The organism is Rickettsia massiliae MTU5, assembly GCF_000016625.1.
Lineage (GTDB): Bacteria > Pseudomonadota > Alphaproteobacteria > Rickettsiales > Rickettsiaceae > Rickettsia > Rickettsia rickettsii.
In genome coordinates this window covers 561,369-585,310 of sequence record NC_009900.1, presented here as the reverse complement: position 1 = coordinate 585,310, position 23,942 = coordinate 561,369, and the positions used below count along the sequence as shown (strand labels likewise).

Below are 23,942 nucleotides of genomic sequence, written 5' to 3'. Positions count from 1 at the left end.
ATTGCGAGGAGGCATTGTTGCGTGGACCTGTTTATCCGTGTCATTGCGAGGAAATTGCATAGCAATTGACGAAGCAACCCAGTTAAAAATTCTGATTTACAGAATTTTTTTAATTATTTTCTGGATTGCCGCGTCGCCTACGGCTCCTCGCAATGACGTTAAACCAACATACACTTCATATAATTCTCTTCTATCCCCACCAACTTCGCTTTAAATATCTGCCCTATTTCTAAAGGTTTATCTAGCTTTACCGGAATAAAATTTTCGGTATGGGCAATATTATTATTCTCTACTAATAACTCCACTTTCTGTCCTATATGTTTTTTAAAGAATTCGGTCAACTGGTTTTGCCCTTCTTGCCTTAAAATCTTTGCCCTTTCTTTTCTTATATTTTTAGGTACTTGTGGCATACGTGCTGCAGGCGTTCCTTCTCTTTCCGAATAAGGAAAAACATGTAAATATTGTAATTCCGCTTCTGAAATTAATTTTCTTGTATTTTCAAACATTTCATGGGTTTCAGTCGGGAAACCAGCTATAATATCCGCACCAAAAGATACTTCCGGTCTTATTGCCCGCAGCTTCCGACAAAACTCTATTACGTTTGCTCTATTATGACGTCTTTTCATACGTTTTAATATCATATCGTCGCCTGCTTGCAAGCTAATATGAAAATGCGGCATTATCCTTTCACTATAAGCTATAAGCTCAAAAAGTTCATCATCTATTTCTGCAACATCTATTGAAGATAATCTAAGCCTCTTTAATTCAGGGACTAAATTCAACACTCGTTTAATCATTTGTGCGAATGTTGGATTTCCCGGCAAATCACTACCGTAAGCCGTGACATCGACACCGGTAAAAACTACTTCTTTAAAGCCGTTTAATACCAAATGCTTTACCTGCGCTGCTATAGCTCCTATTGCTACTGATCTACTTTTGCCTCTACCATAAGGGATAATACAGAAAGTACAAAAATGATCACAACCGTTTTGTACCTGAATAAAAGCACGAGACTTACCGTCAAAGCTACTTACTAAATGACTTGCCGTCTCTTTCACCGACATTATATCGTTAACTGTTATTTTTGCATCGGTAATTTGGTAGTAATTAGGTAATAACTTCTCTTCATTACCTATAACTTTGTCAACTTCCGGCATATTACCGTACATTTGCGGACTTGTTTGAGCACTACAGCCGGTAACAATAATTTTTAAATCAGGATTATTTTTTTTAGCCTTGCGTATAGCTTGTCTTGCTTGTTTCTCAGCTGCTTTAGTTACCGCACAAGTATTGAATATTGCCACATTATCGATACCCGACAATTCCAAGTTTTTTCGTATTATCTCACTTTCGTAAATATTAAGTCTACAGCCAAATGTTACTACGTCTTGTCTTAAATTATTGCTCACAATAATATTCCCCACGTGCTACAAGCGTAGCTGCCCCTTGCATTATTATATTACCGTTTTCTTCTTTCATAGTAAGGTTACCGTGCTTAAAGACTATAGTACTTGGTGAATGGATAAAACCGAGCTTTAAACCGGCAGCAAAACTACCGCAAGCTCCGCTTCCGCAAGCAAGCGTTAACCCTGCCCCCCGCTCCCAAACGGATAAATAGATTTTATTATCTTTTACTTCAGCAAAATTAACGTTTACCCCATCTGCAAATAATTCCTTAGCCTGCAATTTTTCACCGACAATTTTTTGATCTTGAGGTTCTAACTTACTAAAAATAATCAAATGCGGATTACCTATATCAACGCAAATAGTTTCCTTTAAATCAATCATATAACGCTCTGCAAATGCCCAAACTTTATCACGACTTGGCATCCAAGCTTCATTAAAACTAACGCTTCCTACATTAACGCTAATATTATTTTCATCATTGACATTACATAGCAATTTTTTATTGCCTACCATTACAGTAATATCTTTCTTTCCCGTATCAAGATAAATTAACTTGGCTAAACATCTTGTAGCATTACCGCATAATTTAGCACTAGAGCCGTCTATGTTATATATAATCATTTCATAAAAATCATTATGCTCTTCATAAATAATAAACTGATCGCAACCGATACCTGTATGACGCTCAGCCATATTTTTTGCTAACTGCGATAAATCATATGAACTTGATAAATCTCGTTTGTTAACAATAACAAAATCATTACCGAGACCATGCATTTTTACAAAATTAATTTTACTAATCATAGTGTTTTACATATTAGGAAATTGTATTATAGCAAATTTTTTGGAATTTGCTATAATGAAGTGATGATATATAAAAATATAGACTATTATGCTAATTTCACGTTTCTTAGACCCTAAAAATAACTATGCATTTTTTAAAATTTTCGGTACAGAAAAAAATAAGGATATACTTACTCATTTTCTAAATGACATTTTAGGTTATACGGGAAAAGAAGTAATTACCGAGGTTACTTTTTTAAAAACAATCTAAGATCCCGATATCGCTGCTTATAGACAATCTATAATTGATATATTATGTAGAGATAAATACGGTACTCAATTTATTGTAGAGATGCAGGTCAGCAAACATCCAGGTTTTGAAAAACAAGCTCAGCTTTATGCAGCAAAGGCCTATTCAAGACAAATAACAAAAGAAGATGAAGATCATACAAAATGGCAGTATATGCAAAACTTCGAGGAGTAATATTCTTAGCTATTGCCGATTTTATTTTATTGCCCGATAAAAAAGATTGGAGATCAGATCATAGATTACTTGATACTAAAACTTATGAGAACGACCTACAAGATTTTTATTTTATCTTTTTAGAGCTTGAGAAATTTAATAAAGAATTAGATCAATTAGAGAACCTTCAAGAAAAATGGGCATATTTCTTTAAACATGCACATGAAAGCACTCTAGAAGAAATGGAGAATTTGATAGGTCATGACTTTATTATTAAAAAAGCTTTTTATGCTTTGGATCAAGCTAGTTGGTCTGAAAAAGAGTTAAATACTTATGAAAAAATGATAAAAACCGAAATGGATAATCTAGCCGTAGAAGAGCAGAAAATTATGGATGCTGAAGCTAAAGGAGAAGCCAGAGGGAAAGCAAGACAAAAAATTTCTATAGCTAAAAAAATGTTAGCAAAAAATAAACCTTTAGATAAAATTATAGATTTTACCGGTTTAACAGCAAAAGAAATCGAGCAATTAAAGTAATGAAAATCCTTAATATTATGCTAAGTCGTGACCTTGGCGGCATTCAACGAGCATTTTTAGATTATAGCACTGCTTTAGAGATGCAAAAAATTGAGGTTATAAATATCACTTCTTACAAGGCAAAAATAAATTCCTTTCTACACAAACAAAGCTTAAAACTACCTAATATAGTACCGTTTGATTTACTCTCGGTACTTATTCTTAAGTATATAATTCATAAGACTAAGCCCGATATAATTATAGCACACGGTAATAGAGCAATAAATTTTAGTAAATTTGCTAAATCACAAAATATAAAATTAATCGGTATCGCTCATAATTATAGTTTAAAAGGACTACGTAAATGTGATTTTGTTATTGCCTTGACACATCATATGAAAGAATTTTTACTAAAAAATAACTTTGCCGAATCTAGGATATGCATCCTACCGAATATGATAAATATTGCTAAAGACTTTATTCCAAATAAAACATATAGAAAACCTGTCGTAATTGGTGTACTAGCAAGATTTGTAGCTAAGAAAGGTGTTGATGTTTTTATTAAAGCTATCAAAATTTTAAAAGAAAAAAAATATGATCTTCATGCAGTTATAGGTGGAAGCGGCGAGGAAAAAGATAATTTAATTGCTTTAGCACATAAACTTAATTTACAAGATCAAATATCATTTACGGGATGGGTTAACGATAGAGATAAATTCTTTAAACAAATAGATATTTTTTGCTTACCGTCTCTTCATGAACCGTTTGGAATTATAGTGCTTGAAGCAATGGAGGCAAGCGTGCCTATCGTTAGTACAGATACTGAAGGGCCTGCAGCAATCTTAAGCGACATGCAAGACGGGCTTATTTGTAAAGCCGGCTCTGCTGAAGATTTAGCAGAAAAAATTGTCTATCTAATAGAGAGCCCTATAAAAGTAAAAGAATTTTCTAAAAACGCCTACCTTACTCTCAAACAAAATTATGACATTAAAGTTGTTTCTGAAAAGTTACAGCATATTTTAGAAAGCTTCAGATAAGATGAATTTAAGGGTGAGCCTACACAGCGTATAAAAATACGTGAACACAAGCGAATCCTGCAAAATTCACTTATATCAAGCTTTCTAAAATATGCTGTAGCAACATTATTACGTAATTATAAAAATAGTTAGTTGAAAAAATAATAGTCTATATTGACATAACGGTTTAAAGATTCATAATTAATATTAAGTAATATGAATTTATTTTAATGAACCTACTCGATGAACTTCGTATGCCGATTTTTCATTTACTTAAAATATATTCTAGTTTTATCGATTTCATCATTTCTTCTATGTGGTTGTAATACAAAACACGATAATATTCCCCCTAAACTCTCATTACCTACTACTTGGAATAATTATTCTCTAGAACAAAATCATAATGCATCCTCCAAGTGGTTGCTGCAATTTAACGATCCGGTGTTAAATAACCTAATCGAAGAATCTTTAACCGGTAACTCCGATATTGAGCTGGCAATGAGTAATGTGCTAGCAGCGAAAGCATAGCTTAACCTTATTAATTCTTATAGATTTCCACAAATCAATTTACAAGGCGGAGCAAATCGAACAAAAAACAGTAAAGAAACAAAAGCACCGAATGAGCCGAAATGCTCTAATAATTTTGGGCTAGCAAGCGTGCTTAATTACGAGCTGGATTTATGGGGGCAGCCGCCAACGCTAGCGCATCGGCTAAAAAAACTTTCCTTGCAAGTAAGTATAGCAAGGCAGCGGGTACGTTTATCGGTTAGTGAAGCTGCTTCCGAGCTTGCACTTACTAAGTTATCATTGCAGCCTTTAAAACAACAAAGACATGAGCAGGAAACCGCTTTAAAAATTTTAGTAGGTAGAATTCCTGAAAATATAGTAAACGGCTTAATTTATCGTGATAAACCAATAGATTACTTCCCTGCTCTACCGGTATTACCTAAAATATTACCATCAGAGCTTTTAGAGCAAAAACCGGATATTAAAGCTGCAGAGCAGACTTTACTAGCAGCAGATGCAAACTTAAAAACAATAAAAGCTACTTATTTTCCATAAATTTCTTTAACAGGCTTATTAGGATTCGGTAGCAATAAACTTAATACTCTGTTTGCTAACTCAGCTGAGACTTAGCAGGTAGGCGGCAACATAGCAGGACCTATTTTTGATTTTGGCAAATAACAATGCTTAAAACAATAATGCGGAATTTGATATTGATAACATTACCAGTACTAATTATTAGTGGTTTGGGCAATAAAACATCATCATAAAAGCAGTAAATAAATCACTATAGCAGCTCCGATTGAGGTAACACAAGTTATCAGACAAGACGTCCCTGATGTGATAGAACTTGCAGGAGTAGCTGAAACTTTTACCAAAGCGCCGATATTCAACCTTAAGTTATGGGCTAAATATTAAGTGTAAATTTTGATGACGGACAAGAAGTAAAAGCAGGTGATTTAGTATCGCCGGATTTTGTGAGTCTAGTAACTATAAATACTATCTCGCCTATTTATGTCAGCTTCTCCGTACCTGAAAAATATCTCGATCGTATATAGTTCCGTCTAAAGCCATGCAAACTAACGATCAAGGTCCTTATGTATTTGTTGTCGATCAAGATAATAAAGCCGTGGTCAAGAATATAGATATAGTGTTTTCTAATGATGATTTTATTGTTATTAAAAGCGGTATAGATGAGGGAGAAACGGTAATCACCAACGGACAGCTACGATTATCTAACGGAGCAGAGGTGAGTGTTAGGGAGGAGTAGTGTCAAATCGTCATTGCGAGCAGGCGTCATTGCGAGGAAATTACAAAGTAATTGACGAAGCAATCTTAGGAGTTTGTCATTATTTCATGAGATTGCCACGCTTCTTACAGTCGCTCGCAATGACGATATGTATGACGGAAAAAATCCATAAAACAGGGAAAAAATCATTGGGTATTTCAGAAATATTTATTAAGCGTTCGGTTCTTGCTACTTTATTCATGGCCACTATTTTGCTGTTTGGAGCATTCGGCTATAGGCTATTACCGGTAAGCGTTTTACCTGACATCAACTGCCCGACTATTCAGGTTTCAGTAAGCTTGCCTGGAGCTGACCCTACTACTATGGCGTCTTCAGTTGCATTACCGCTTGAAAAGCAAATCTCGACGATATCAGATATTGACTCGATGAGTTCGGTTAATAGTAACGGTACTACTCAAATTACTTTGCAGTTTAATTTAGACCGAGATATAGATGCAGCGGCACAAGACGTACAAGCAGCTACCGAACGCCTTACCTACCCCGCCCTCATATCGTAAAGTAAATCCTGCCGACGCACCTATATTTTATTTATCTTTAACCTCTGATACTCTCCCCCTTATATACCGTGGACTATTACGCCGAAACAATTATGGCTGAGCGTTTATCTATGCTGCCGGGTGTTGCACAGGTACAAGTTTACGGCTCACAACAATATGCAGTGCGTGTGCAGGTTGCCCCTGTTAAAATGGCAACAAATAATATAGGGCTTGACTAAGTATCAAACATTATCAGCTCTGCTAATGTTAATTTACCGACCGGAGCTTTATACGGTAAAGATATCTACTCAAGCATTAGAGCCCCTGGGCAATTACAAAATGCTAAAGAATATAATGAGTTAATATTAACTTACGCGAGTTTCGTATTAATATTAAATTCTATTTTGAATCAGTGTGACGGACTATCTTTTGTAGATTCAAGTAGTATAGAGGTATGCAAGAAATATCGTATTTCAATGAATAAAGTGTTTGCTGGTATAAGCAGCACGTGGTGCAACAACAAAAGGTTGGTTCTATGGACTCAAACTACATTTAATAATTAATAGAGCTGGTGGTATAAGTTAAAGCATCTTTTAGTCCTGGTAATAAGGATGATAGAAAACAGCTAGAATTGATGATAAAAAATCTTTTTGGTAAAATATTTGGAGATCGTGATTATATTTCACAAAAATTATTTCAACAACTTTTAGAGCAAGGAGTTTTTATAGTAACTAGAGTAAAGAAAAATATGAAAAATAAGCTTATGTCTATGTTGGATAAAATATTATTGCTTAAAAGATCATTGCTAGAATCTATTTTTAGCAAAATTAAACTATTGAGTAAGTTTGAGCATTCAAGGCATAGATCAGTTACAAATGCCTTTGTTCATATGGTTGCAGCACTGATAAAAATTATCAAATGTCTGATAATAAACCTTCTATTACATCTCTCTTGATAGTCTAAATTCTATGTTCTATTAATTCGAAACTCGCGTTAACCTATAAAAACGGTAATCCGCTTTTTCTTAAAAATATCGGGAAAGCCATTGATAGCGTAGCTAATAATAAAATCGCCGCTTGGTATAAGGATAAGCCGGGGGTAATACTTGCTATTCAAAAACAACCGGATATTAATACTATTGAAATAGTCGACTCTATAAAAGAAGTATTGCCGTTGCTCCGCAGGCAAATCCCTGAGGGCATTAATATCATGTTTGATAGGTCAATTTCTATCAGAGAATCGGTAAATGATGCCAATTTTACTATGCTACTCGCTTTAATACTCGTAGTGATTGCTATATTTCTCTTTCTACATAACTGACGGTCCGTGATTATTCCGACTATTGCCCTTCCTTTATCAGTTGTCGGTACTTTTGCCTTTATGTATCTATTCGGTTATAGCATCGATAATATGTCTTTAATGGCTCTAACGCTTGCGATGGGTTTTGTCGTGGATGATGCAATAGTAGTGCTTGAAAATATCACACGACATATGGAAAAAGACGAGAGTAAAATAGCAGCATGTATTAACGATACTAAAGAAATAGGATTTACTATCGTCTCAAGGACTTTATCCCTAATGACGATATTCATCCCAATATTATTTATGAGCGGAATTTTAGGGAAGCTACTGCACGCACTTGCCGTTGTTATTACTACCACTATTTTGCTTTCGGGAGTTATCTCGATAACCGTAACTCCTATGTTATGTAATGTGTTTTTGAGGGATCGTCATTGCGAGGAACGTAGTGATGAAGCACGCTCAGGGCAACCAACCGAGATTGCCACGGCGTCTTTGACGCCTCGCAATGACGACCTACCACTAACCGAAAAAGCCTTTGAATATGTCAAACAAAAATATGGTAGCAGTCTAAAAACAGTATTAGAGCATTCAAAAACTACTATGCTTATATTTCTCTTAGTAATCATCACAACGGCTTATTTATTTGGGAAAGTACGCAAAGGCTTTATGCCTGATTCCGATACGGGACAAATCTTAGTTTTTACCGACGCCGCTCAAACTATTTCTTTTGATGCGATGGCGCAAGAACAGCAACAAGTAAGTGATGTATTACTTCAAAATCCTAATATAGATTCATTTTTTTCTGCCGTAGGTGTTTCAGGTAGAAACTCTACCGTAAATCAGGGTACGATTTTGATTAGCTTAAAACCTCGTGATCAAAGAATAGGAGCTGACACCGTTATAGATCAGTTACGTTCAAAACTAAATCATTTAGTAGGTTTAAGGGTATATATCCAGAACGTACCTACTATTACGATCGACGGACAAGCAACCAAAAGCCAATATCAATATACTATGCAAGAACTCGATCAAGATGTGCTATTTAGCTTTGCACCGAAATTAAAGGACAAGTTCGCACGGCTGCCAGGTTTTATTGACGTAACTTCGGATTTACAAATAGCACAGCCACACACTTTAGCGCAGATTGATAGATATAAGGCTGCAAAACTCGGTATATCAGTCGAGTACGTCCAGAATATCTTATATGCAGCTTACGGTGCTGAACAGATTTCCACATTATATACCACCCCAACAGCTCAATATGACGTTATTTTAGAGCTAGATCCTAAATATCAAACAGATTCGTCAATGTTATCTTGAGTCAATATTAACTCCGCAAGCGGCAATTTAGTACCGCTAACTTACCCTTGCTAAAATTGTTAATACTGTTGGCCCACTTAGTATTTCACATTTCGGGCAATTACCTTCAGTTACGGGGTATCATTTAACCTGCAAGATGGATATTCAATTAGTGATGCCGTTCCAAAAGTTAATCAAGCAATAAGAGAGTTACAAATGCCGGCTACGGATTACGGGACGCTTCCAAGGAACAGTTCAGGCATGTCAGTCGTCTTTTTCCGATCTTGGCTTATTGCTTGAACTTGCTGTTATAGTTATTTACATCATCCTTGGCATGTTATATGAAAGTTTTGTGCATCCTATAACTATACTTTTAGGACTACCTACCGCTATATTTGGAGTATTACTCACTCTACTAATATTTAATAGCGAACTTGATATGTACGGATTTGTCGGACTTATAATGTTAATCGGTATAGTGAAGCAAAAGGCTATCATGATTATCGATTTTGCCTTAGAACTTGAAAGAACTGGCAATAAATCTTCGCATGAAGCAATTTATGAAGCATGTATAATACGATTCAGACCGATTATGAGGACTACCCTAGCTGCCTTAATGAGAGCTATGTCTATTGCTCTTGGAGTCGGAGCAACAGGAGCAGAGAGAAGATCACTAGGGCTTGCAGTAGTAGGAGGTTTACTCACATTGCAATTACTTACTCTTTACATCACACCGATAATTTGCCTATATTTAGAAACAGCTAAGAAATGGTTAAAGCATAGCAATTATAAAGCTAAAATTAGCAATCTATCCGGAATTAAATTGGAAATCTTAATGTTGTTGTATGGCGCGAGAAACTCGTTCGGTGTTATACCGTAGCTTGACCACAATATCCAGAAAAACAACTAAAAAATACTAATAATATTAGTATTTTTAACTAAACCCCGTGGACAAGCCACAGCGTGACAGTGGTATCAAGCTTGTTCAGTATTCGGCGTCGTTTTCTCTTCTCCAGCAACCGTAATTTCATCACTATCATAATTAAATGTGTCCGTTGTAGAAGGAGTAGACGGTACAGACGATGCGCTTACTAACTCAGAAGACTTTTGATCTAAATAGTCTCTTACTTCTCGTTTACCAAGCAATTCCATAGCATCATTTTTATTACTTTCTTTTATATATGCTTCAGGAATATATGCCTTAATATATTCCATATCAGATGCGTTTTTTAATAAATAAGGTGATACAAATTCTAGTATGTCCTTACCGCTTCTTTTATTAATTAGCAAATGAGTAAGCAACACAAATACCGTAGTCATTTAATAAATGCTTGTGTCTTGTCTGTTGAATGTTGTTTTGCAGATTCCACAGCTCTTAAAGCATATAATATCTGTTCTCTTGTTGCTTGAATAGAAATATCATCTGAAGCCATCCCGTAAGCTTTTTCAAGCTCTTGATCTTTAAAATGTATTTTTTTGTTAATTCTTTTATTTCAGTAACAATAGGGTTTTGAAGGCCTTTTATAAAGGTAAGACTAGCAGTACTGGCTGAGAGTTTACTTTTCATAATATACCTATTAATAAATTTAACATATTTCTATATTCAAATATTAATTTTTATTAAAAAATAATAAACCTATTGGTAGTGATAAATATATCACATCAGAGATTGCTGTATATATCTAAAGACTAGAGATTTCAGCTCTTAGCTAAGAATAGGCTTATTATATCGAACAAGCATTACTGCCGTTATCATCATCTTCACGGATAAATTTTTGCTTTACCTTAGAATTGTTATTATACGGCTTACTATTTTTTACCGGTGGATAATTTACAGGCTCATAATTTGTAACGGGTGGAGCATAATTTTGATTTACTACAGCATTTGGACAAGTATATTTTGATATATCACGCTTAGTTTCTCTAAGCATGGCTTTTATCTGATTTAATTCCTCTTGTATCTTTTTTTCTTTCTCGCTATCGTCTTTTCTAACCTTTTTATTCGCTCTCCTTAAAGTCATATCATCATCGGATTCAGCGAAGCCGGCTTCTGCTTTTTGCCTTGCTATATCCCTTTTAATCATCTTAAGATACATTTCACGATTTCTCTTTACAGGATCGATTCTTTCTCCTCTTAAAGGACTATCATCGCTATCATAGTCATCATCATCGTCGTTATCATAATCAAGATTATCTTCTACTATATTCTTTTTAGCCAAAGTAATATATTTATTATTATATACAGGTTTTCTCTTGCCGCCTTTAGCACCTTTGCTATCAACCAATCTGTTATTTGCTGATCTTTGAAAATAGCTTCTAAAATTATCTGTACAAGCTGAAAGTAAAAACATTCCTAAAAATAATATTATAATTTTTTTTAACATATATAACATATATTTATATTATTCCAAAACTTTTATTAGACTTCCTATACAACTTAGCTAATAAGGAGGAATTTGTAGGAGACACGGAACGCAGCACCGCAGCGTACGCTTTGGTACATGAGGATGCGAGAGTACCGGATCGACACACAAATTACCCTTAGAAGCAAGTTATGCAGAAAGTCTAATATGATTAATGCCACATAATAGCCAAACTTGCAAGAAATAAAGAGCCGAACTGCTATGTGCTTAATTAAATTATTGTTATTCTGAGGTATTTTTGGTCTTGTTATATGTCTTCCACCCCGTCATTGCAAGCGACTAAAAGGAGCGTGGCAATCTCAGGACTTTAGCACGAGATTGCTTCGTCAAAACTTACAGTTTTTCCTCGCAATGACGGAAAACAAAATCTAAATCACCTCTTCTATTAGGTTACTTAATAGCTTATGCCCTTCTTTTCTTCTTTTTAATAAATTTTGTGAAGCAGCCTCTAATATTTTTGGATTACTTATCAAATCGAGTATTTTATCTGCTAATTTTTCTGCAGAAATATTATTCTGCTCTAAACACCATCCTGCGTTTTTATCTTCCAATAATTTTGCATTGTAATATTGATGATTATCCGCAGCACTAGGCAGTGGAATAAAGATTGCCGGCAACCCTATATAGGTCAATTCTTCTATAGTAGATGCTCCTGCTCTTGAAATCACTAAATCGGCTTCTTTATATTGCAATGCCATATTATCAAAAAATTCAGCAAATTCATAAGTAATGTTTAATTTCGAGTATATATCTTTTATTTTTACTTGATCATCTAATGCTGCTTGCTGGATTATATTTAATTCAAGACTTGGCTGTTTTTGCATCACAATTTGGATACTTGCAGATATCAGCTCTGAAAATAACTTAGCTCCTTGACTACCGCCAAAGATGAATATTGTAAAAAGCTTATCATTCCGTGGCTTGACCACGGAGTCCAGTGCTTTTATTAAAGACTTTTTGGACCCCGTGGTCAAGCCACGGGACGACATTTCTATAACCTTTAATTCCCTAATATTCTCTCTAACTACCCCACCGGTAACTACTATTTTACTTTTTGCAAATTCCGGTAAATTCTTTATTTTTTCATAAGAAATAGCTATCTTTTTAGCAAAGCTTGCAAAAAATTTATTAACTTTTCCAAGGTAAGAATTCTGTTCATGAATTATAATCGGTACTCTTAAAAAAATTGCCGCAAACATTGGAGCTATAACAGGATAACCGCCAAACCCTACAGTGACGGCAGACTTCATATTATATAATAATTTAATAGCCTTTAAAACTGCAATTGATAACCTAGGTAAAAACAAGAAAATATTACCTGAGCGTTTTAAATCTAGGATATGAAAAATTACTTTCATATCCTGCTTTATATATTGTTTGCATCTTAAATCAGTAATAAAATGAACTTCATAGCCACGTTTGATTAATTCTTCTCCAAGAGCAACTGCCGGAAAAAAATGTCCCCCCGTCCCTCCTGCTACCAAAATGATTTTTTTCATATTTCAATATTACGAATTTTGTACGAATTTAACGGCGTTCGGTGTCTTGTAAAGCCAAGAAGCATACCGGTAGCGATAGCTATTGCCAGCGTTGAAGAACCACCGTAACTAATAAACGGTAATGTCATACCTTTAGTAGGAAGTAAATGTAAAGTCACGCCCATATTAATTATTGCCTGAAGCCCTAATTGTGCAATTATACCGCTAGCAGCGAATTGTACAAATTTATCTGTTTCGTTTAATAACTTAATAAGACTTCTTAATACTATAAAAGCAAATATACCTATAACAATAAGGCAAATAATAGCTCCAAACTCCTCACCTGCTACAGCAAAAATAAAATCCGTATGCGAGTCGGGTAGTACCTGCTTTACTGCCCCCTCCCCTGGACCTCGTCCATATAACCCGCCATGCTCAAAAGCCTTAAGCGACTTACTAACTTGATAATTCTCGCTACTATCTGGATCTAAAAACGAATTAATTCTTTGCGTTACGTGCGGTAACCAAAAATAAGCAATAGTTCCTCCTATCATTCCTAAAAAACCGGCTAAAACAATCCAAAATATCGGCATACCCGCAATAAACAGTTGAATACCGAAAACTGCCGTAATCATTACAAGCATTCCAAAATCCGGCTGAATAATTAAGAGAATAGCAACAATAGAATAAAGTATTACACAAATCGTAAAACTTGGAAAATCATCATTAAATTTTAGCGATAATATCCAGCCCGTAACAACTGCAAAAAACGGTTTGATAAATTCCGAAGGTTGAATAGATAGACCTAGAATATTAATCCATCGCACTGCGCCTTTTACTTCATAGCCAAAAAATTTAACTGCTATTAATAAAACTATACTAGCAATAAATCCAACTATTGCAAAACGCCTTAACCATTTTTTATTAAGACATGAAAATAATAATATAAGTCCTGAAGCGGCAGCTAAATAAAATATTTGTCTAGATGCAAAATAACTTTCTTCAAGACCTATTCTACTTGCTACTGCTGAACCTGAGGTAGTAACAAGCATTAGACTAAAAGCAAATAAGATAATTAAAGAAATTATTATTTGCCTATCGGTACTCCGCCACCATAATTTTATAAAGTTATTAGATATTTCGTTATTCATATTATAGTTATGCAATTATGGCTATATTTATAATGTTATTGCATGGATCGGAAAACACCCTCGATGTCACCCCGTGGCCTTGACCACGATATCCAGAAAAACAATAAAAAATACTAATATTATTTAGTATTTTTAACTAGACCCCGTGGTCAAGCCACGGGGTGACAGGATACTACACAATTTTATAAACAACTCGCCACGCTCTTCAAAATTTTTAAACTGATCATATGAGCTACAACTAGGTGCTAACAAGATATTTTTTACCTCCGCGTTATCACCTACTGCATCCTTATAAGCAAGATCGAAAGCCTGCTCAAGATTATCACATATTACAAAATCTACTATATTCTTAGCAGTATTTGCAAATATTTCTTTAGCTTGACCATAAAAATAAGCTTTCTTAATTTGACTGAAATAAGGCTTTATTTCCTCAATACCACCCTCTTTAGGGATTCCTCCCGCAAGCCAGTAAATATTATCGAGTGCTTTAATTGATTGCACGGCAGATATGGCATTTGTCGCTTTACTATCATTGTAAAAACTTATATTATTTATACTACCGATATATTGCATTCTATGAGGTAAACTTTGAAAACTACTTATAGATTCAAGTATTTTTTTAGGTTCTACTCCTATTATTTTAGCTACTGCATAACTTGCTGCAATATTCTCACAATTATGAACTCCTTGCAGGTTTTTATTAAAAGGTACAGCATAATGCATAAAGCTTGATACAAGTGAATTTTGCAGGTCTCGCCTGTGTTCACGTATTTTTATACGCTCCGCAGGCTCACCTTGAAATTCATCTTGTCTAAAACTTTCTGAATTACGCTGTAATTCAAAACTTATATCATCAAAAAAATTAGCGCTAATTTTATCATCAACTACCGAAATACCGTTTTCAAGAATTTTAGTAACCGAAAAAGGAATTAGCTTTATACGCTGCTCTTGCTGCAATTTTATAAAGACTTCACGACAATAATCATTATCGATATTAATTACCGCATAACTCTCTTGATCCATTCGATCAAAGATCTTAGATTTTGCTGCAATATAGCAGGTCATATCCTGATGTCTATCTAAATGGTCGGGAGTTATATTAAGAAGCACGGCTATTTTAGCTGTAAAGGTTTTGACTAGATCTAGCTGAAAAGAAGACAATTCAAGTACATATCCATCCTTACTTGCTTTAGCTTGCAAAGCAGAAACTCCAATATTACCGGCAACCGGATAGTCTAAACCGCTACTATTTAAGATATGGCTTATTAAAGCAGTAGTAGTACTTTTACCGTTTGTACCGGTTATAGCTATAAATTTTAAGTTTTTTGATTTTGCAAATAATAAGTCTATATCAGAAGTGATTGGAATATTAAAATTTTTTGCAATATTGACTATCTCATGCGTTAAAGGAATTCCAGGACTTAAGACAATTGTATCTAAATTTTGCCATCTTGAATCAGATAAAGCAGCGATAGCGGTTTTACTATATAATTCTTCAAATATATCTCTATTTGCTTTTAAATCATCATAAACAATTACATCATATTTATTTTGCAATTCCTCGTAAACCGATATACCGGTTTTACCAAGCCCAAAAACACCTATTTTTTGTTTTGTATGAGAATTCATGAATTAATTTGAAAGAACATTGCAGTCTTAGTATTCAAGAACAGGTATATGAAGATCAACTTCAAAAAGAGCAAGGAGTTTACAAGTCGAGGAGCGGAGCGTATACTTAATACGTGAGCACCGCAGATCTTGTAAAACGACGTAGCCAATTTTTGAAGTTGATCAAGTATACTAATTCATGTCCTGCATTAATGCTTGTTCACCTTCATTAAATTCACCTTGTCCTTTTACATTACTGTAAGTTGTTTTGCTATTATGCCCAGGATCAGGTAAATAATAATGAGGCGGAACTTCTAGTGCTTTAGCACGCTGTACTTGATACTCATTAGGTCCAGCTGTTGATATACCTACGGTTTCTTTTAACTTTTTACTACAAGCAGAAGTAATTAATAAGACAGTAAATAATAAAAAAATCTTTTTCACTTAAACACCCTATAAACCTAAATTATATTAGACTCCTTGCAAAATACACTTCTAGAGGTAATTTGTACGTCAATCCGGTACTCGAATCCTCACGTAGGTCTACTACGCTACGGTTCTGTGTTCCGTGTTTCCTTCAAATTTCTCTCTATAAGTTGAATTTTGCAAGGAGTCTATTTTATCGTTACCACCCTTATCGGTATTACGAATTTTTTCAGCCATAGCTTCAATTTTAGCATTATCATAATTCCCTTTAGCCTTTTCTTCAATAACTTTTTTAGTACTATAATAATCTTCTATTAAGATAATTACTCCTATTGTAATAAAGCAATCAGCTAAATTAAATACGGGGAAGCTATAATTCTGATAATGAAAATGGATGAAGTCAAAAACTGCTCCTCTAAAAAATCTATCAATTAGATTACCAACAGCTCCGCCGATTACAAAGCTATAACCGACAAAGCTTCCGATCGTTTTTGAACGTATCATCAAATAATATAAATAACAGACAATAATCGTGTTCGTTATTAAGAAAATAGCATTGCTATATTGATAATATTCACGCATTAGACCAAAGCTAATACCGTAATTCCAAGTATAAACCATATTTAAGAAAGAAGTAACCTTAAGCATTAAGCCCGGCTTCCATCTCAAATTCTCAATAAACCACCATTTACTTAACTGATCAACAATCACTAAGGTTATTATTATACGACTACTACGAGCAAATGTGAGATATAGTTTTTTTAGTAGTGGGAGCATAATTGTAAATGTCATTCCCGCGAAAGCGGGAATCCAGAAAAAAACAACCTTAATATTAAATACAAAATTATATATTTGATAAAATAAACCTATACAAAACAAGTTTTTTATAGATTTTACTAGATTCCCGCTTTCGCGGGAATGACATAAGAGTCGTACAACAACCAAGTTGATTACGGTATGACAAGGATTCACTCTACAATGAAACTGTGGCGGCTTTATCAGCTTGCAATTCCTTATCAAGCTTAACATTTAAAGTTTTTATTTCTTTTTTAAATTGTTTAAATTTCTCTAAATTTTTTCCGTTTAATTCTATACCCGGTGTTGTTTTAACTGACATAGGATTAACATGTTTGCCATCAATTTTAACTTCATAATGTAAATGTGGAGCTGTAGCTCTGCCGGTACTTCCGACATATGCGATGATTTGTCCTTGTTTTACGATACTTCCCACTTTTAAATTTTTTGCAAAATTTGAAGCATGCGCATAAGCAGTAGATAGCGTACCACTATGTTTTACCTGAATAAATTTTCCATAACCCGACTTCCAACCTATTTCTGTTATAACTCCGTTTCCTGCGGCATATATAGGCGTACCGGTTGGAGCTGCAAAGTCAACCCCCTTATGCATTTTAGTATAACCGAGTATCGGATGCTTTCTATTACCGTAATGTGAAGAAACTTTTATAACTTTTAGCGGAGTTTTAAGTAAGCTTCTTTTTACGCTTTTACCGTCTTCGGAAAAAAATGCATAATTATTTGCGTCATTGTCATGAGAATAACGATATATATTATATTCTTTCCCTGAAAGATTTAATGAAACATATAGAATTTTACCATGGTGGGAAAATTTACCGTCTTCTGTTACGTATTTTTCCGTTATTACGGTTGCAGTATCACCGCTTTTTATTTGACGCTGAAAATCGATTTGATAAGCATAAGCATTAATCAGCTCTATTATACTGTTATTCGATAAGCCCAGTTTTTTAAGAGCTGACATAAAATTTGCTTCAATACTTACCGACGATTTAGCAACTTTTTTATTTAAAGGTACTACAATTTCTTCAACTTTAAAATTATCACCTTCTCTAATTACTTCAATAGTTTTTAGCTTATCGATAATTATAACGATTTTATTTAAAAATGCTACCTCTGAGGTTAAATCTTCATCCTCGTTTTCGGTAATTTTTGTTTCATATTCAAAAGTAATTTGCTGCCCTATTTTAAGAGCAGAAGATAATCTTCCCTCTTTTATTAAACTTACAATTTTGTCTATTTCATTTTTAGGGATATGTTGTTCTATCAAAATTGACTTTATAGTATCGCCTTTTTTTACTACTACTTCTTTAAATGAAATTGTTTCTTCTTCACTACTATCAGGTTGTACTAAAGTTATGGATAAAGTGTCGTTAACATAATTATTAATGGCAAAAGAGACAAAAACAACTAATCCTATAAATAATAATAAGGAGGCAGAGGTGAGGATTTTCCTGAGACGTGCACTAATAAAAGATGATGGTAATATGCCATTAAAATCATAAGATAGTGCGGTATCATTCATTAAAATTGCTCTGAAGATTATTTGAATCAATTTTTCATTACTAATAATAATATGAACCATATACAAACAAATTACAATAGAAAATTGTAAAATTTTGTTTTATTTCTGTCTTATTAGTTTTTTATTGATTAAAATTTAATTTTTTATATAAGTTAATTTTCATTAACTTATATAGATAAATATTATGCCTAGACTTGTCCTATTTTTATTAATTTTTATAAATCTTATGTCCTGCTCATCTAGCCATAATACTGTCAAATTACCCAAAATAGAATATTATGAGAATATTTCTTTAAATAAAAACTGTCCTATAAATAGTGAAATAGTTCTAGTAGGCGGTTGTTTTGATTTATTACATTACGGTCATATAGAATTTCTACGCAAAGCTAAAAAACACGGTAAATACTTAATCGTTGCTTTAGAGCCGGATGAAACAATTATTAAATATAAAAAACGTCAACCTATCCATAATCAATTACAACGAGCAAAAATTTTAAGTTCTTTCACATTTGTTGATAAAGTACTTATATTACCTAAACTAAAAGATTTTAATGATTACGCTCGGTTAGTGCAAAATATTTGTCCTTCTGTAATCGCCGTAACAAAGCACGATCCTCAGTTAATAAATAAATCAATTCAAGCAAAATTAATAAATGCGAAAGTAATAGAAGTTATTGACTTACTGCAACATCCTAATATAGGTACACTTTCTAGCTCAAATATTATTAAAAATATGTAGTTTTTACAAAGATTTATCGATTTTTACTTTAATAAAACTGTATATCCATTTATATTAAATATAAATAACTTTATATGTGCTATGCAAAATATTATTAGACATCTTTCCAAACCAGCTTATAGAGAGGAATTTAAAGGAGACACTTCCCCTCGAACCGCAGCGTACAAAAGCGTACGTGAGGATTCGAGTACCGGATCGACGTATAAATTACCTCCAAAAGCGAAATTTGGAAAGATGTCTATTGCTTTAATTTGTTTTTTGATTGTTAGTAGTAATTGCTTTGCTTCCGAGCCGTTACCTTGGCAAGTAACGTTCCAACCGCCGGCAAGTCCGATTATGGAGGAATTACATCATTTTCATAATTTTCTGCTTTATATCTCAACAGCTATTGTTTTATTTGTTGCCGGATTACTTGGCTTTGTATGCATCAGATTTAATGCAAAAAATAATCCCGTACCAGCCAAATTTTCACATAATGTTTTAATAGAAATAATTTGGACTATAATACCTATAATAATTTTAGTTATTATTGCAGTGCCGTCTTTTAAAATATTGCGTCATGCCGAAAAAATACCTGAAACGGATTTAACTATTAAAGTAGTAGGTTATCAATGGTATTGGCATTATATATATCCTGATCATGATAATTTAGAATTTGATAGCGTAATGATCTCTGATGAGAATTTAAAACCTAACCAAAAAAGATTATTAGATGTTGATAATCGAATTGTTATCCCTGAAAATGCTACCGTAAGGTTTCTCATTACCGCAGGTGACGTAATACATAGTTTTGCCGTTCCATCACTTGGGTTTAAAATAGACGCAGTCCCAGGCAGAATAAACGAAACCTGGACAAGAGTGGCTAAAAAAGGCGTATATTATGGACAATGCTCCGAACTATGCGGCATCCATCACGGCTTCATGCCGATTGCTATAGAAGTAGTAAGTAAAGAGGATTTTAACAATTGGATTGCAAGCAAGAATAAGACGGCTATGAATGACAAGAAGCCAAAATTGGCAGCTAACTAATTATTAATTATATTTAGAAGTTCTATGGACAAATTATAATACAAAAATATCTGAACTAGATAAATTACTAAACAATATAACCGATTCTAATCGACATCAAGAAATTATTAAGTAGTGATGATTCAGCAGGTAAAGAAGCATTATAAAGAAAGTATTTTATAAACTAAAACTATTACTTTAAATTTTTTAATATATGACTAACCACAATAACCCTGATCCCCATCTTTTTCCTAAACAAGCGAAAGAAACGATATTTTTAAAACATTTTATCCATAATCCAAATATAATAGTCGGAGATTACACTTAACGCTAATCACCCTGAGAAATTTGAATATGAAAATGTTAGAGGAGCTTATTTTGTTAAATTGATTATAGGAAAATTTTGTGCTATTGCTATGTCGGTGCTTGCTCAGTAGTAGCTAAAGATGTACCACCGTATAGTATTGTTGCCGGTAATCCTGCAAAGATAGTACGCTATAGATTTCCTGATGAGATAGTTGAGCAATTACTTGAAATTAAATGGTGGGATTGGGATTATGATAAAATCACTCGGAATACTCCGGCAATTGTTGGCGCAGATATCGAAAAATTAAAACAGGCAGAATAATAATTATGGATATAACTACTACCGCAATTTATCACGCTGACCACCACACCCCACACGGTTGGAGGCGATGGCTTTTTTCTACCAATCACAAAGATATCGGCATTATGTATATCATATTTGCCGTTTTTGCTGGAATTGTCGGAGGTTTGTTCTCACTGCTTTTTAGGTTAGAGCTTGCAATGCCCGGCGGCACTTTCTTAAATCATGATTTCCAGCTATATAACGTGCTTATCACAGCACATGCGGTTATTATGGTATTCTTTATGATTATGCCGGCTTTGTTCGGTGGCTTTGGTAACTATTTCGTACCTCTGTTAATAGGGGCTCCCGATATGGCATTTCCACGCCTTAACAATATCAGTTTTTGGCTACTAGTTCCTGCTTTTCTTTTACTTATGGGATCAGCTTTTGTTGACGGTGGGCCGGGAACGGGCTGGACGCTCTACCCTCCTTTAAGTAATTTAAGTGGTCACCCCGGTGCAGCCGTTGATATGGCTATTTTCAGTTTACATTTAACCGGTTTATCGTCAATCCTTGGATCAATTAACTTAATCGTTACTATCTTTAATATGAGAGCTCCGGGAATGGGGCTTTTCAAGATGCCGTTATTCGTTTGGTCTATTTTAGTTACCGCATTTCTAATAATTCTTGCTATGCCGGTACTTGGTGGAGCTATTACTATGCTACTTACAGATCGTAATTTTGGAACTACTTTCTTTAAGCCTGACGGCGGCGGTGATCCTGTATTATTTCAGCATCTATTTTGGTTTTTTGGTCATCCTGAAGTATATATCGTAATACTTCCAGGCTTTGGTATAGTAAGTCAAGTTATTTCAACTTTTTCACGCAAACCTATATTCGGCTATCAAGGTATGGTCGGGGCTATGGTGATAATAGGCTTTGTTGGATTTATCGTATGGGCTCACCATATGTTTACTGTTGGGCTTTCTTATAATGCACTTATATATTTCACTGCCGGAACGATGATTATAGCAGTTCCGACGGGTATTAAAATATTTAGCTGGATAGCGACTATGTGGGGTGGTTCGATTACATTCCCAACTCCTATGCTATTTTCGATAGGATTTATTATATTATTCACGATCGGCGGCGTAACCGGCATAATCCTATCAAATTCGGCACTTGATAGAGTTCTGCACGATACATATTATGTTGTTGCACATTTCCATTATACGATGTCGCTCGGTGCTTTATTTACGGCATTTGCAGGCTTTTATTATTGGTTTGGCAAAATATCCGGTAAACAATATCCGGACATTTTAGGCAAAATTCATTTTTGGATTACCTTTATAGGTGTTAATTTAACTTTCTTCCCGCAGCATTTCTTAGGTCTTGCGGGTATGCCAAGAAGAATACCGGACTACCCTGAAGCTTTCGCCGGCTGGAATATGGTTTCGTCGATAGGAGCAGGTATTTCTATGTTTGCTGCCCTTTATTTTGTATTTATCGTTTTCTATACGCTAAAATACGGCAAAGATTGTCCAAACAATCCTTGGGGAGAAGGAGCAGACACATTAGAGTGGACACTTACCTCACCACCGCCGTTCCATACTTTTGAAACACCACCGCATATTGAGGGGTAATAGTGGCTTTGCTGCGTGGATGCCAAGTCATCATTGCGAGAAGTTGCGTTAGCAACGACGCGGCAATCTCATAAGATAATATAAAAAAAACTCCTGAGATTGCCACGTCAGCATAAATACTGGCTCGCAATGACGGGACCTTTATGCACTGTCCGGTACTATGAAGAATGACATAGCTGACAGAAAAATAATAAAACGATAATAAAATGTATAAAAAACCGATAATAGGTGTTACACCTGATTTAGCTCAAAATTGTGAAAAATATACTTACGCTGCTTTTCCATGGTACGCCTTGCGAAGAAACTATACCGATGCGATTATTGCAGCCGGCGGTGTACCGCTATTATTACCTTATCAAAGTGATACAATAAATCAGCTTATGGAACTTGTTGATGGTGTTGTAATGCCAGGCGGTGATGAGGACATACATCCTAAATTTTATGAGCCGGAATACGCCGAAGATGTAGTAGTTTCCAATGAAGAACGTGATAATTTTGAGATATTAGTTTTAAAGAAAGCATTAGAGAGAGATATTCCGGTTTTAGGAATATGCCGAGGTATGCAGTTATTAAACGTTATTTTTAAGGGTACGCTCATTAAACATATTCCTGATTATATTGAAACTGTAATTAATCATACACAACCTTCGCCTAAAAACATCGTTTCGCATGCAATTAATATAGAAGCAAATACTAAACTTGCTAAAATAGCTAATAATCAGCTACAAACTATGGTTAATTCGACTCATCACCAGGCTGCTAAACAACTTGGTAATGATCTTATCGTATCTGCAAAAGCAGAAGACGGTATAATTGAAGCCATTGAATCAACAAAACATAAATTTGTTATCGGCGTTCAATGGCATCCTGAATATCTTAACGATAATGGAGTAGATTTAGAATTATTTAAAGAATTCGTAAAAGTTAGTAAGTAAATATTAGTTTTTAACATCATTAGATGAACATATTACAAACGCTTTATTATATTCATATCCAAGCGGCAACATACGGAATTTTTAGAGCGTTCATATACGAAAGTAGAACCTCTACCATTGTCTTCTAGTTGATACTGACCATAAATTACAGGTCCACATTGTTCTTGCCAAGCAATTGAATATTTTACCCGATTATCTTGCACATCCCATTGTTGTAAACAGCCGCTAATAATACAATTCATTTCAGTCACAAATAGTTTAACCAATTTTTGTATTACCAAATCTTCTTGTTGTTCTACTTGTATATTATCACAATAAGCTATATGTGAGTTTAAATTATTAGCATAAGCTCATGTTATAGAGACTATAATAGTAAATAATATAATAAAAATTTTCATATGATACCTTATTTATTAAATTTAAATTAATATATTTTAAGATACTTAATAAGAAACTAATAATCAAATATTATTTATTGTACTATATTATCATTTTCTATATTATCATTTTAAATAAGATTTCTCGGACCT

General features: G+C 34.2%; 23 protein-coding genes and 7 pseudogenes. 19 read left to right on the top strand and 11 right to left on the bottom strand.

What is annotated here, in order from left to right; all coding sequences use genetic code 11:
* Window positions 1-158: 158 nt before the first annotated feature.
* The gene (gene mtaB, locus RMA_RS03170; protein ID WP_012152751.1) at window positions 159-1,424 is read right to left on the bottom strand and encodes a tRNA (N(6)-L-threonylcarbamoyladenosine(37)-C(2))-methylthiotransferase MtaB; all 1,266 of its coding nucleotides are present in this window, start codon (window positions 1,422-1,424) and stop codon (window positions 159-161) included.
* Complete coding sequence (gene dapF / locus RMA_RS03165) at window positions 1,399-2,211, bottom strand: diaminopimelate epimerase (RefSeq protein WP_012152750.1); 813 nt, start codon at window positions 2,209-2,211, stop codon at window positions 1,399-1,401. Before dapF ends, mtaB begins: the two co-directional genes overlap by 26 nt.
* A gap of 88 nt (window positions 2,212-2,299) precedes the next feature.
* On the opposite strand from dapF, the pseudogene RMA_RS11950 reads away from it, so the two are divergent.
* The 13 genes and pseudogenes from RMA_RS11950 to RMA_RS10255 all read left to right on the top strand — a co-directional run bounded on the left by RMA_RS11950 (window position 2,300) and on the right by RMA_RS10255 (window position 9,954).
* Window positions 2,300-2,674: pseudogene (locus RMA_RS11950) on the top strand (PD-(D/E)XK nuclease family transposase).
* Complete coding sequence (locus RMA_RS11945) at window positions 2,644-3,189, top strand: Rpn family recombination-promoting nuclease/putative transposase (RefSeq protein WP_012152749.1); 546 nt, start codon at window positions 2,644-2,646, stop codon at window positions 3,187-3,189. The pseudogene RMA_RS11950 and the gene RMA_RS11945 overlap by 31 nt, the downstream one beginning before the upstream one ends.
* A complete protein-coding gene (locus tag RMA_RS03155; RefSeq protein ID WP_041404659.1) occupies window positions 3,189-4,205 on the top strand; it encodes a glycosyltransferase family 4 protein in 1,017 nt (338 codons plus the stop codon). Before RMA_RS11945 ends, RMA_RS03155 begins: the two co-directional genes overlap by 1 nt.
* Window positions 4,206-4,427: 222 nt before the next feature.
* A complete protein-coding gene (locus RMA_RS10835) occupies window positions 4,428-4,712 on the top strand; it encodes a hypothetical protein (RefSeq protein ID WP_238375559.1) in 285 nt (94 codons plus the stop codon).
* A 129-nt stretch (window positions 4,713-4,841) separates the two neighbouring features.
* On the top strand, window positions 4,842-5,246 hold the full coding sequence (locus RMA_RS10830; protein WP_041404658.1) for a TolC family protein: 405 nt from the start codon (window positions 4,842-4,844) through the stop codon (window positions 5,244-5,246).
* Window positions 5,247-5,760: 514 nt separating this feature from the next.
* Window positions 5,761-5,958, top strand: coding sequence for a hypothetical protein (locus RMA_RS10825; protein ID WP_049749356.1), 198 nt, complete (start codon window positions 5,761-5,763; stop codon window positions 5,956-5,958).
* Window positions 5,958-6,494, top strand: a complete 537-nt coding sequence (locus RMA_RS11685) for an efflux RND transporter permease subunit (protein WP_274377929.1) — start codon at window positions 5,958-5,960, stop codon at window positions 6,492-6,494. Before RMA_RS10825 ends, RMA_RS11685 begins: the two co-directional genes overlap by 1 nt.
* A 92-nt stretch (window positions 6,495-6,586) precedes the next feature.
* A complete protein-coding gene (locus RMA_RS11680) occupies window positions 6,587-6,712 on the top strand; it encodes a hypothetical protein (RefSeq protein WP_274377928.1) in 126 nt (41 codons plus the stop codon).
* Window positions 6,713-6,877: 165 nt separating this feature from the next.
* A pseudogene (locus tag RMA_RS12240) lies at window positions 6,878-6,967 on the top strand (transposase); the annotation flags it as partial.
* Window positions 6,968-6,989: 22 nt separating this feature from the next.
* Window positions 6,990-7,058: pseudogene (locus RMA_RS12235) on the top strand (transposase); the annotation flags it as partial.
* Between the two features lie 13 nt (window positions 7,059-7,071).
* Window positions 7,072-7,428, top strand: a pseudogene (locus RMA_RS11675) (transposase); the annotation flags it as partial.
* Window positions 7,429-7,436: 8 nt separating this feature from the next.
* Window positions 7,437-9,095 (top strand): annotated as a pseudogene (locus tag RMA_RS10810) (efflux RND transporter permease subunit).
* 271 nt (window positions 9,096-9,366) lie between these two features.
* Entirely contained in the window at window positions 9,367-9,954 is a 588-nt protein-coding gene (locus RMA_RS10255) for an efflux RND transporter permease subunit (RefSeq protein WP_238375558.1), read from the top strand.
* Between the two features lie 95 nt (window positions 9,955-10,049).
* Here RMA_RS10255 and RMA_RS03110 read toward each other — a convergent pair whose 3' ends face one another.
* Entirely contained in the window at window positions 10,050-10,394 is a 345-nt protein-coding gene (locus RMA_RS03110; protein ID WP_012152747.1) for a hypothetical protein, read from the bottom strand.
* A gap of 404 nt (window positions 10,395-10,798) precedes the next feature.
* Entirely contained in the window at window positions 10,799-11,458 is a 660-nt protein-coding gene (locus RMA_RS03100; RefSeq protein WP_014365874.1) for a hypothetical protein, read from the bottom strand.
* 35 nt (window positions 11,459-11,493) lie between these two features.
* On the opposite strand from RMA_RS03100, the pseudogene RMA_RS12230 reads away from it, so the two are divergent.
* Window positions 11,494-11,630, top strand: a pseudogene (locus RMA_RS12230) (palindromic element RPE1 domain-containing protein); the annotation flags it as partial.
* 235 nt (window positions 11,631-11,865) lie between these two features.
* Here the strand turns inward: RMA_RS12230 and murG are convergent.
* The 6 genes from murG to RMA_RS03070 form a co-directional block, all read right to left on the bottom strand.
* The gene (gene murG, locus RMA_RS03095; protein ID WP_012152745.1) at window positions 11,866-12,996 is read right to left on the bottom strand and encodes an undecaprenyldiphospho-muramoylpentapeptide beta-N-acetylglucosaminyltransferase; all 1,131 of its coding nucleotides are present in this window, start codon (window positions 12,994-12,996) and stop codon (window positions 11,866-11,868) included.
* The gene (gene ftsW, locus RMA_RS03090; RefSeq protein ID WP_041404655.1) at window positions 12,993-14,126 is read right to left on the bottom strand and encodes a putative lipid II flippase FtsW; all 1,134 of its coding nucleotides are present in this window, start codon (window positions 14,124-14,126) and stop codon (window positions 12,993-12,995) included. Before ftsW ends, murG begins: the two co-directional genes overlap by 4 nt.
* 132 nt (window positions 14,127-14,258) lie before the next feature.
* Window positions 14,259-15,755: a UDP-N-acetylmuramoyl-L-alanine--D-glutamate ligase gene (murD, locus tag RMA_RS03085; RefSeq protein WP_012152743.1), complete on the bottom strand. Its 1,497-nt coding sequence runs from the start codon at window positions 15,753-15,755 to the stop codon at window positions 14,259-14,261.
* A 171-nt stretch (window positions 15,756-15,926) separates the two neighbouring features.
* The gene (locus RMA_RS03080) at window positions 15,927-16,178 is read right to left on the bottom strand and encodes a membrane lipoprotein lipid attachment site-containing protein (protein ID WP_012152742.1); all 252 of its coding nucleotides are present in this window, start codon (window positions 16,176-16,178) and stop codon (window positions 15,927-15,929) included.
* Window positions 16,179-16,280: 102 nt separating this feature from the next.
* On the bottom strand, window positions 16,281-16,937 hold the full coding sequence (gene lspA, locus RMA_RS03075; RefSeq protein ID WP_049749355.1) for a signal peptidase II: 657 nt from the start codon (window positions 16,935-16,937) through the stop codon (window positions 16,281-16,283).
* Between the two features lie 196 nt (window positions 16,938-17,133).
* Window positions 17,134-18,498 (bottom strand): M23 family metallopeptidase, encoded by a 1,365-nt coding sequence (locus RMA_RS03070; protein ID WP_041404981.1) that lies wholly within the window; start codon window positions 18,496-18,498, stop codon window positions 17,134-17,136.
* A 226-nt stretch (window positions 18,499-18,724) separates the two neighbouring features.
* Between RMA_RS03070 and RMA_RS03065 the strand changes: the two genes are divergently transcribed.
* From RMA_RS03065 to RMA_RS03045, 5 genes and pseudogenes are all read left to right on the top strand, one after another.
* Window positions 18,725-19,237, top strand: coding sequence for an adenylyltransferase/cytidyltransferase family protein (locus RMA_RS03065; RefSeq protein WP_331270637.1), 513 nt, complete (start codon window positions 18,725-18,727; stop codon window positions 19,235-19,237).
* Window positions 19,238-19,318: 81 nt separating this feature from the next.
* Window positions 19,319-20,266 carry a cytochrome c oxidase subunit II gene (gene coxB, locus RMA_RS03060; protein ID WP_041404654.1) on the top strand — a complete coding sequence of 316 codons (948 nt, stop codon included), beginning with the start codon at window positions 19,319-19,321 and terminating at the stop codon, window positions 20,264-20,266.
* Window positions 20,267-20,459: 193 nt separating this feature from the next.
* A pseudogene (locus RMA_RS03055) lies at window positions 20,460-20,873 on the top strand (acetyltransferase).
* A 5-nt stretch (window positions 20,874-20,878) separates the two neighbouring features.
* Window positions 20,879-22,477: a cytochrome c oxidase subunit I gene (ctaD, locus tag RMA_RS03050; protein ID WP_041404653.1), complete on the top strand. Its 1,599-nt coding sequence runs from the start codon at window positions 20,879-20,881 to the stop codon at window positions 22,475-22,477.
* 206 nt (window positions 22,478-22,683) lie between these two features.
* Window positions 22,684-23,412, top strand: a complete 729-nt coding sequence (locus RMA_RS03045; RefSeq protein ID WP_012152737.1) for a gamma-glutamyl-gamma-aminobutyrate hydrolase family protein — start codon at window positions 22,684-22,686, stop codon at window positions 23,410-23,412.
* A gap of 32 nt (window positions 23,413-23,444) precedes the next feature.
* Here the strand turns inward: RMA_RS03045 and RMA_RS03040 are convergent, their stop codons facing one another.
* Window positions 23,445-23,693, bottom strand: a complete 249-nt coding sequence (locus tag RMA_RS03040) for a hypothetical protein (RefSeq protein ID WP_041404652.1) — start codon at window positions 23,691-23,693, stop codon at window positions 23,445-23,447.
* Window positions 23,694-23,942: the final 249 nt, after the last annotated feature.